The organism is Gardnerella sp. 30-4 (genome assembly GCF_001641215.1).
In the GTDB taxonomy this organism is placed as follows: domain Bacteria; phylum Actinomycetota; class Actinomycetes; order Actinomycetales; family Bifidobacteriaceae; genus Bifidobacterium; species Bifidobacterium leopoldii.
The window spans coordinates 1-11161 of record NZ_LXJL01000091.1; the positions used below are offsets into that span (position 1 = coordinate 1).

The window sequence follows — 11161 nt, forward strand, 5'->3', positions numbered from 1 at the left end:
TAATCTACGTAAGTAAAAAATATTCTCTATAAACAGACGGTTACGGAGTTATTATGGCATCAGATACAACTATTTTCCATAGCACTCGTTCGCTTAAGCCAACATGCACATCAAAAGAGGCAATACGTAAAGGAATTGCTGAAGATGGCGGATTATTTGTAGCTGATAGCCTTGGGTAGCGAGCGTTACGATATTTCTAAATTGCAAGGCAAATCGTATCAAGAAATTGCGCAGGATATTTTGCAACTGTTGCTGCCTGATTATACTTCAGAAGAGCTTTCTTCTTGCATTAAACTGGCATACGGCAATCAATGGTCTAATAACGCTATTACTCCACTCCAGCAGCTTGGGAACACTAGCGATTTTGTGATGGAACTTTTCCATGGTCCTACTTGTGCGTTTAAAGACGTTGCTTTGCAAATGTTGCCACAATTAATGTCTCGCACTAAAACTCAACACGAGAACGAATCTGATATTGAAAAAAGCGTTATGATTCTAACTGCAACTTCTGGAGATACAGGTAAAGCTGCTTTGGCTGGTTTTGCTGATGTTCCAGGCACTTCTATGATTACTTTTTATCCAGAAGGAAAAGTTAGCCGCGTCCAAGAATTGCAAATGACTACTCAGGTAGGCGAAAATGTGAAAGTTTGCGCAGTCCGCGGTAATTTTGACGATGCTCAAACAGGCGTTAAACAGATTTTCACAAATAATGAGCTCAACAAAAATATTGAAGAAGATGCGAATACAGTATTGTCTTCAGCTAACTCAATTAACGTTGGTCGTCTTGTGCCACAAGTTGTTTACTATTTTGCAGCATACAAGCAGCTTATTGAACGCGAAGTTATAAAACTTGGAGACGAAGTAGAATTTTGTGTTCCTACAGGCAATTTTGGCGATATTCTAGCAGGATATTATGCGAAAATGCTTGGTCTTCCAGTGAAGCATCTCATTGTTGCTAGCAATAGTAACAATGTGCTTTTTGATTTTTTGGTAAGCGGCACTTACAACCGTCAGCGCACATTCCATCACACTGTTGCTCCTTCTATGGATATTTTGGTTTCTTCTAATTTGGAGCGAATGCTTTATTACATGTGCGATAAAGACACGCGTTTAATACAAATGCTTATGAACGATTTGACTCAGTGGGGTGCTTTTGAGATTCCAGAAAATGTGCTTGCAAAGATCCGTTCACTGTTTGGCTGCGGTTGGGCGAATGAGGATCAAATTCGCGAAGCTATTTATGACTGCTGGAACAAGTACAAGTATGTAATCGATCCACATACTGCTTGCGGATTCTTCGTTATGCAAAATATTCCACATGACGAAAGCACACCTAGAGTATTGCTAAGCACTGCAAGCCCATACAAATTCCCTCGCGTTGTTGCTGAAGCTTTGAATATTGAGCATGTGCAAGATATGGATGATTTCAAATGCATGGACGCTCTTAGTAAAGCTACAGGAACTAAAGCTCCAAGCATGCTTAGAAATCTTGAGCAAAAATCTCCACGCTTTAATGATGTTATTAATGTTGAAGATATGCCTGAGTATGTTGTAGCTCAAGCGCATAATTTCGCAAAATAATCATAAAGTTTTAAACGAAAGAGGCTGGTTTACTTGTATAAGCCAGCCTCTTTTACTATTCATTCGTTATTACTTTCGAATAAAGCTGCATACACTTCGTTAATAACGTTTAAATCATGACCTTTCCTTGCAGCTGCTGCGAAAAATCTTCGTCTTCGAACTAAAGGCTCAAGATTTCTCGTGCGCGAAGCCGTTTTGCGACCGAGTTCCCACGCTGCTTCAGTGAATACTCCAGAGTTTTGAGCAGAAGCTACGTTTTGTGAAATAGCAGCAGGATCAACATTTTTACGCTGCAATTCCATTCGAGTAGCTCTAGCACCAAGAAGCCTCACAGCGCAAGAGCGAATCACCATTTGAGCATATTGATTGTCATCAAGAAGATGCAATTCAAGCAAACGATGAATAACCGCGTCAACAGCAACTTCCGTGTAGCCTTTTTCTTTAAGCCTTTTGCGCATGTCCATCACAGAGCGAGGAGCATAATCTAAAAGCCTTAAAGCAGCTTCCCTGCAATCATCTTCACTACTATTGCAAAGTTCGTCGCTTAAATCACTTACTTTAGCGTTTTTTACATACGGCATGTTTTTTGTATTATTTTTTGCGCTTAAAAGTACTGACTTATGCGATATTTTTTTGCGAGTATGTGGCTTTACGCTATTACTTTCGTCATCTTCTTCAGTCCGCTCTACTGGATGATCGCGAAGAAAACTCTCTACACTAATAGGCATATTGCATTCGCTTTACACTGTAATCTTATTATTACTTCGATTCGGATGACTTTTGTGCAGAATTTTTAGCTACAGAATCATCAGCGAATTGATCTAGTTCAGAATCTTCAGCGAATTGATCTTCAGGATGCATTAAACCTAACGAAGCTTTGACTTTTTCGCTAATTTCTTCAGTAATAGCTGGATTATCTTTCAAGAACTTACGGACGTTTTCACGACCTTGTCCAAGCTGCTCACCGTCATAAGTAAACCAAGAACCAGATTTCTTAATAACTTCAGCTTGCAGCCCCATATCGATAACAGAACCTTCAGTAGAGATACCTTCTCCGTAAAGAACATCAAACTCAGCAGTTTTGAAAGGCGGAGCCATTTTATTCTTGACAATCTTAACTTTCGTTCGGTTGCCAACAGCTTCTTCACCCTCTTTAATAGTAGAAACTCTGCGAATATCCATACGCACAGACGCATAGAACTTCAAAGCTTTACCACCAGTGGTAGTTTCAGGGTTACCAAAGAATACGCCAATTTTTTCACGAAGCTGATTAATAAAAATAGCAGTAGTGCCAGCTTGTGAAAGAGCACCAGTCATCTTACGCAACGCCTGACTCATTAAGCGAGCTTGTAAGCCCACATGACTATCTCCCATATCGCCATCGATTTCAGCTTTAGGAACTAATGCCGCTACAGAATCAACAACAATAACATCTAACGCACCAGAACGAATAAGCATATCAGCAATTTCCAATGCCTGCTCACCGTTATCTGGCTGAGAAACAATAAGAGCATCCGTGTCTACTCCAAGCTTTCGCGCATAGACAGGATCCAACGCATGCTCAGCATCAATAAATGCCGCTACCCCACCATTTTTTTGAGCATTTGCAACGATATGCAAAGCAAGAGTTGTTTTACCAGAAGACTCAGGACCGTAGACTTCAACTATTCGCCCTCTAGGAACACCGCCAATCCCCAAAGCAGTGTCCAACGCTAATGAACCAGTAGGAATAACTTCTACATCTTGCATAGGTCTATCACCTAAGCGCATTGCAGAACCTTTTCCATATTGTCGTTCAACATTGGCTAAAGCAGTTTCTAACGCTGCTTGGCGACGTGGATCTGTTTTATCCGCATCAATAAGGCGATTAATACTGCCTTTACTTTTCGTTTGCGCCATGTATGCTACTCCTTTCGCATGCCGTTATGTATCGAACGACCTTAGTTCCATACTAGATTCAAGTACAAGCATTTTTGTGCAATGTGGATAAAACATTTAATCCAAGCACTTAAACGCTTAACTCAGCTTAAATCATCTCGACAAACACAAGTATACTATATATGCGAACATTTGTTCGATAGCGCGTGTCTTGATTACAACCCAACTACTTACAATCTTCGACATAAGCAATCAACTCATTAGTAATTCTCAACAACTGAAATACAGTAGATTCGCGAACTTCTTGACGACTGCCAGATAATCTCAATTCAAAAACAAAAGCAACACTTGATTGCGCAATTTTAGTTACGCTTTGACTTTCGATTTGAGCAAAATCATAATCATAGACGTTACTCACGCATCCATCTTCAAGTTCTTTATGAGCCGCATCTTTCACAGAATCCATAACATCATTAACTTTAGGCAAAAATATTCCAACATAAACTAAACCTGCTGGTTTATTGCCATCGGGACCAGGACCTGCAACACCAGTTGTAGACAAGCCAATAATAGGAAAATTTGCACAACACTCATAATCTTCCCCATACACCCATCCACTGCCACGATATATTTGAGCAGCTCCAAGCGCCATCTGAAAAGCAACATCCTGGTAAACCGCGCCTTCAGATTGTAAAAGATTAGAATTTACACCAAGAATTTTGGATTTAGCATGAATATCATAAGTGACAGCAGAGCCACAAAAAACTCGTGACGCGCCAGGAACAGAAACAAAAGCATCAGCCAAAAGCCCGCCAGTTAACGACTCTGCTGAAGCAATATGCATTCCTTTAATAAAACTTTTTTCCAATAGATCCGCGGCTAAAGAAACTGTATTAAAATCTGAAGAATTATTCATAATACGCTCGATATGATTGTAGCTTACGATTTTCCACAACATAAACCCTTTAGGGATAATCTATGAAAAACCGTAAGCTACAAACAAGAAGTTTACTTATTGATTTTATTTACTTCACAGGAGGCAAAGGAACTGCATTTTTTGCATCATCAACTTGAGATTCGCTATCTGAAGAACCTTCAAAGAAAGCACTATAGACATACAAAACTGCAGAATAGAAAGCAAAGCCCAAAGAAATACCAAGCAAGCCAAAAGCCACTGCATAGTAAGAAACCATCCAAGAAGGCAATGGATTAGCATGAAGAGTTGCAACAAGCGGTGCAATAATCATTGCAATACCAATCGATTGCGTAAGAGTCTTATACTTTCCTGCAGAAGATGCAGCAATTACTCTTCCACGAACATTAACAACATAAATTCGCACAAGAGTAATAGCAATTTCGCGAATCATGAACAAGATGGTTATCCACCAATAAATTTCGCCGAAAACAGAAGCAATAATAAGCGCAGCTAGAATAAGAATTTTATCCGCAATTGGATCAAGTAACTTACCTAATTCTGTAACCTTATGATATTTACGAGCCATCCACCCGTCGAGCTTATCCGTAGAAGCAGCTACGACAAACAGCACAAACGCAGCCCAACGCAACGAAACTGAATCAAAACCCCACGTACCTGCTTTCAAATATAAAACAATAAAAACAAGCGAAAGCACGATACGGATATAAGTCACAATATTTGGAGCATAATTCCAGCCAGCAAAAAATGATGACTTAGCTTTTTTCTTCATACGCATAACCTTCATTCTACTGCAAAGTAAAAACTTCTAGCACACACAACTTGGTGTTGTACACAACAATACAATATCTTATAACGAATCTGACTCGCCACGAATAAAAGCCAAAACTTTTGGCAAATCTTCCGGTTGAACCAAAACTTCGCGAGCTTTAGAACCTTCAGAAGGTCCCACGACGCCTCGAGATTCAAGCAAATCCATCAATCGACCTGCCTTTGCAAAACCAACGCGCAACTTACGCTGAAGCATTGAAGTAGAGCCAAATTGCGAGCTGACAACAAGCTCAGCAGCCTGAAGCAACTCATCCATATCGTCGCCAATATCGCTAGTTTTAAGCTTGCTTTGAGCTTGAGCATCCGCTTTTTGAGCCATTTGCTCAATATCTTCACGATACTTTGGTTTACGCTGCGTGCGAACATACTCCACAGCCTTGCGGATTTCAGATTCACTCACCCACGAACCCTGCACACGTTGAGGTTTTGCAGCACCCATTGGAAGGAACAAAGCGTCGCCTTGACCAATCAAAGTTTCTGCACCAACAGTATCGAGAATAACCCTTGAATCAGTAGCAGACGAAGTAGCAAAAGCCAAACGAGAAGGAATATTTGCTTTAATCAAGCCTGTTACAACGTCAACAGACGGGCGCTGAGTAGCTAGAACCAAATGCACTCCTGCAGCTCGAGCAAGCTGAGTAATACGCTGAATAGAACTTTCAACATCGTTCTTAGCAACCATCATTAAATCAGCCATCTCGTCCACAACCACAAGCAAATACGGGTATGGAGCAACTTTTCGCTCAGATCCAGCCGGTGCGTGAACCTTTCCTTCACGAACAGCCTTGTTGAAATCTTTAACATGACGGAAACCAAAGAATTGCAAGTCATCATAGCGAGCATCCATCTCTTTAACAACCCACTCAAGAGCCTGCGCAGCCTTCTTAGGATCCGTAATAATCGGAGTAAGCAAATGCGGAATGCCAGCATAAGCAGAAAGCTCCACGCGCTTAGGATCGACCATAATCATGCGAACTTGCTCAGGAGTTGCCCTCATAATAATCGAAGTAAGCATTGAGTTAATGAAACTCGACTTACCGGAGCCGGTAGCACCAGCAACAAGTAAATGCGGCATTTTATCGAGAGCTGCAGTTACGAAATGACCTTCAACATCTTTTCCAACGCCTGTAAGCATAGGATTAGGGTCATTCATAGCTTTTTGCGAGCGCAGAACATCTCCCAAATGCACAATTTCGCGGTCGACGTTTGGAATTTCAATACCAATAGCAGACTTTCCTGGAATTGGCGACAAAATACGCACATCCGTACTAGCTACAGCGTATGCAATATTTTTTTGCAAATTCGTAACTTTTTCAACTTTTACACCAGGACCAAGCTCAACCTCGTACTGCGTAACAGATGGTCCTCTAAGGAATCCAATAACGTGAGCGTCGACGTCAAATTGCTCAAAAGTAGAAGTTAGCGCGCGAATAACGTTATCGTTTGCTGGAGTTCTCGCAGCATGAGGCTTGCCATGAGCTAAAAGATTCAAATCAGGGAGCTTGTAAGGTTCAGAGAAAGAATCAAAAGAAGGCTCATTATTATTGCCAGCACCATTTTCGCCGTCTGCAGCATTTTCATTATCTGAATCTTCCTGATCCCTGCGATATTGATCCATACGTTCAGCTGGAATACTTGACCATGGATCGCTTGCAGATAAAGAGGAATCACTCATAGGAGCTTTTGGCAATATTTCTTCAGGAACAGGCTTTGATGAAGATGAAACACTTCTAGGTGTAAGTTGACTCGAATTATTATCAGCATTTTCAAATTGGGAATTATTTGCAGCATTATTATCGGAAGAGCTGCTCACAGTTCTTGCTTTACGAGGTTCAACTCTTTCAAGATTATCTACACTATTACCGTGAGAAGCAGCATGCGAAAATGCATCATCGCCGGCGTATTCGTCAAGCAATTCCCCATTATTATTACTGTTTTTACGCTTAAAGAATGATTTAAACAGTTTCAACACAGAAGACATTTGAGAAGATCCGCTATTATTTTTCGACGACTCTTCATTGTGAGTTGGCACGCCATCTGCAAATTCCAAAGAATTGGTTTTGCTGTCAGAATTATCTTCTTCAGAGTTTCCTAAATCTTCAGAAGATTTTTTACTGTTATATTTAGCAAAAATAGTAGCAACACCTTGAGCTATATCAGTTACATGAAGGCGAGTAATCATTAATATCGAAAAAATAGCAGCTACTACAAAAATAATAATTGCAAAAATACGAGAAAGACCCCACGATAGCGGAGATCCGAGTACAAAACCTAATAACCCACCTGACTTTTGCACAGTTCCTAAATTAAATGCTTTTCCGCGAGGCGCAGAAGAAATATCAAGAATTGAGCAAACAGATAACAATAGAATAATAAATCCGCTAATAACACGAGGATTACCAGAGCCAACTCCACTGTTACGCATCAACCTAAAAGCGACAACGCTTAACCATACAGGCAGAACAACGCTCATAATTCCAAGCAAACTAGAAGACACAAAATGGAGACCTACTCCAATAAATCCACTAACTCTAAACCATTCTGATGCGCAGAATAAAATCGCAAGAACAAGCATAACGAAGCACAAACCGTCCCTGCGATATGCCTCATCGTATTCTCCAACACCAAAAAGCGAGCGCACTAACTTTCCTAAAGTTCTAGGCACAAACAGGAGAATTGTCTCCCATAATGGTTCACTAGGTGAAGCCTTACCAGCCATAAATACTCCTTCTGCACCATGTGCTATTTAGTACGCCATGTCATCATCAACATACATATGCGTAACCATACCAGTCTACTCCATAGACTGAGGTTATTTAAATGAAGCGATTGCCGCTTACTCTAATGCTAATATGATGCACATTCCTCAAGTATTTCATCAACTGATAAATCGTTGATATATCACTTCTTTCTTTCACAATAAGCAATCATGTATTTATTTTTCACAAATATGCATTCCTTGCGGCGCAATATTATTATTACGACGTTTTCGAACTATAGCAATAATCATTGTGGCAAGAACCACCGCGCAACTTATCAATGCTATAAGGAACATAGTCATCCAGAATGGCCACTGAAGATGATCTTCTGGAGCATGCGCTGGGTCCGGCAGCACGCGATACCCCGTCACTAGCAATCTATGCGAGTTAACACCATACGGCGTACATGTAAGCAAAGTCGCTAAATCGCGACCCTTTTCTCGCTGCAACAAACTAATATCATGCGGGTCTACAACGCTAATGCGAAACACCCTATAGCGCATTGTATAGCCCTGTACATCAATGTAGAAGTAGTCTCCACGCTTCATATCGATTAAACCGTCAAACATGGTTGCTGTAGGCAAACCAGTATGAGCTGTGATAACAGTATGCCTGTTTTTGCCGCCCACTGGCAAATCTGTGCCATACAAGTGCCCTGCTCCGCGAGCTAGAACATCGCGCGAAGCACCATGATAAATCGGTAGTTTTACGCCTATTTTTGGGATTTTTATGATTCCCATAATTCCCATTGGTTCGTCTAGTTGTTTGATATATGACTTATAGTCTGCTGTTTTTTTGTAATTGTCACTACCATCATACGGATCGGCTGTAAAAATTTTTTTTCTGCGCGCATTGTATTTTCGCGCACTTTTTAGAATAGATTGTCGCACGCTAGCGGCTTGATTATAAGTTACTTTGTCGTAATCTATGGAAATTTGTTTAGACACGTGATTATTCCACAGTGTTGATGCCACTGGGTAGGTGAAGCATAGAATTGCAGCTAGTGCCAAAATAATTGGTTCAACAACGCATTTAAAAACAGATTTTTTGGGATTTGCAGAATCTGAGTCTGCAGAAGATTCGTTTGCAGACGATTCGTTTGCAGACGATTCATTGGGAGTGGATTTAAGAATATGTAAGCCTGCTAATCGCACTAATCTCTCTAAGCTGCTGCGGCAAGCTTTTGCAAATTTAGTAAAACTCATACATCCACTTCCAAAAAGTAAAACAGGGGGCTAAGCAAATACCGCCCAACCCCCTGAGTTTTTTATAATATATTTACGTTAGAAGAATACTAAGCGCGCTGCTTATCTTCTTCTTTGCGATTGTTACGAGTGTAAATAAACACGCTTGCAGCAATCAAAACAATGCCAGCAATAGCGAAAATAAACACGCCGTAAGCACCGGTCTTTGGAAGCTTGAACCAGTGGTCGATGCTATTGCTCGTTGGAACATCAGCAATCGGAACTTCAAGCGATTCAGTATCGCTTGCTTTAGCAGTATTCACTTCATGAACATCTTCTGAGCGAACATAACCTTTTGGAGCATTAACCTCAACAAGATAAATCTTGCTATTCTGATCAGTAGTCTTGACAACATAATCAGAAGTCTTACCGTCAGTGCCAGTTGTAGTGATGGTAGAAGTTCCTGCAGTAGTGGCAGCAGCAAAGCCAGGCATAGCACTATTGCAATTATTTCCACTTGGATCCTTTGCACACTTTACAGCTTCAGTTTTATCAGCAAACGCCTTGAACTCTGCTCCAGAAAGAACTGTCTTCTTCGAGGTATCAGTGCCGTCATACTTCAAGATATGGAACTTGTGGAATACAGTATTGGTATCGTTACCAGGTGTATCCTTGCCGCTGTCTCCGCCTGGGTTAAAACCATACTTGTTGGTAAGTGTAGTCTTTACACTTTTTGTACCAAAATCGCTCTTAATCTTAAGATTCAAAGTTACCTGAACTCGAATATCCTTACTAGCGTACACTTTAGAATCTGTTCCAAACGCGTTAGCAATTTTAGCTAAACCAGAATCTTGGAATGTGAACAGAATGCGCTTACGAGTATTATCCTTAGGCGTATTAGTACTATCACTTACACTAAAATCATTAGCTGCTTTAGTTAACTCAACAGCACCCTGCTTCAAAGCTTTAGTGCTGGAATTGTACTCACCAACGTAAACCTTATAATTACTTACAGTATCACCAAACTTGTCAAGGTTGCTATATGCGGATATTAACGCATCATCCCAAACCTTAAAGCCTTTGAAATTAGAGTTTGCTAACTTATTGTTATCCATTGCAGGTGTTAGTGGAAGCTTCACCTTAGCGGTAATCACGTATGGAAGCGTGTCTCCATCGCCTACCATCTTGCTAGTTTGAGCATCCTTAGTAATACCACCATTAGCATTCCAGTTCTTTGGAGAAACGCTTACATCATACGTATAAGTGTTGGCAGTTGCTTTATCTTCACGCGTAATTTGCGGAACAGTTATAAAGAATGGAGTAAACTCAGGGCTATATCCTGTTGGCACTTTAGTTTCCTCAACGTAGTACAAGCCGATTGCAAGATTATCGAACTTTGCAACGCCTTTTTCATTACCAACTGTTTTCGTGTCTTGGTTCATCTTGCCATTAGTGCCAAATTTGTCATCAAAGCCGACTTTGGTAGTATTACCAGCTTTTGCAGCTTCGTTAAGTTCCTTAACTTTAGAGGCAAGCTTAATCCAATCATCTTGCTTAGTAAGATCAGGAACAGCAGCGCTATCAATCGTACTAACCTTCTGAATTGTAAAGGTTGCACCGTTAAGACCAACAGGTGTACCAGAAGTATCATCCTTCTTATGAATGGTGATAGTACCAGTCAGCTTCTTACCAGCTTCAGACCAAGGTGCGGGCTTAGCAGCTTCAGCACTTGGACTATTAGCAAATGCTACGTTGTTTGCCACCACAGCACCGGCAACGCACAGCGTGCCAGCCATTGCGAGCGAGGCGAATGCCGCCACGCATTGTTTAGTGAATTTGTTCATATTCATTCCTTTCATAAATGCTGTTTCCAGCAATTAAAAGTTTTGAAATTTTGATGTAAGTATGTAATTGTTTATCGGTTTTAACCGAATTTCGAATTATTCACGCAATTTGCTCATAAATGAGTAAATTTTTTAAGTTTAGGAATATTA

At 40.7% G+C, this 11161-nt stretch carries 7 protein-coding genes and 1 pseudogene; 1 reads left to right on the top strand and 7 read right to left on the bottom strand.

The genetic code is table 11. From position 1 onward, the window contains the following. Positions 1-53: 53 nt before the first annotated feature. A pseudogene (gene thrC, locus A5294_RS05215) lies at positions 54-1581 on the top strand (threonine synthase). Positions 1582-1640: 59 nt separating this feature from the next. Here the strand turns inward: thrC and A5294_RS05220 are convergent. From A5294_RS05220 to A5294_RS05250, 7 genes are all read right to left on the bottom strand, one after another. Then, positions 1641-2309, bottom strand: a complete 669-nt coding sequence (locus A5294_RS05220) for a regulatory protein RecX (protein ID WP_004106499.1) — start codon at positions 2307-2309, stop codon at positions 1641-1643. 31 nt (positions 2310-2340) lie between these two features. Beyond that, a complete protein-coding gene (gene recA / locus A5294_RS05225) occupies positions 2341-3480 on the bottom strand; it encodes a recombinase RecA (RefSeq protein WP_004118965.1) in 1140 nt (379 codons plus the stop codon). 205 nt (positions 3481-3685) lie between these two features. Continuing rightward, the gene (locus A5294_RS05230; protein ID WP_064340629.1) at positions 3686-4375 is read right to left on the bottom strand and encodes a CinA family protein; all 690 of its coding nucleotides are present in this window, start codon (positions 4373-4375) and stop codon (positions 3686-3688) included. 109 nt (positions 4376-4484) lie between these two features. Further along, positions 4485-5180, bottom strand: a complete 696-nt coding sequence (pgsA, locus tag A5294_RS05235) for a CDP-diacylglycerol--glycerol-3-phosphate 3-phosphatidyltransferase (protein WP_004118957.1) — start codon at positions 5178-5180, stop codon at positions 4485-4487. Positions 5181-5243: 63 nt separating this feature from the next. After that, positions 5244-7943, bottom strand: coding sequence for a DNA translocase FtsK (locus A5294_RS05240; protein ID WP_064340630.1), 2700 nt, complete (start codon positions 7941-7943; stop codon positions 5244-5246). A gap of 216 nt (positions 7944-8159) precedes the next feature. After that, entirely contained in the window at positions 8160-9188 is a 1029-nt protein-coding gene (locus A5294_RS05245) for a class C sortase (RefSeq protein ID WP_064340631.1), read from the bottom strand. Between the two features lie 89 nt (positions 9189-9277). After that, a complete protein-coding gene (locus tag A5294_RS05250; RefSeq protein ID WP_064340632.1) occupies positions 9278-11011 on the bottom strand; it encodes a SpaH/EbpB family LPXTG-anchored major pilin in 1734 nt (577 codons plus the stop codon). Positions 11012-11161: the final 150 nt, after the last annotated feature.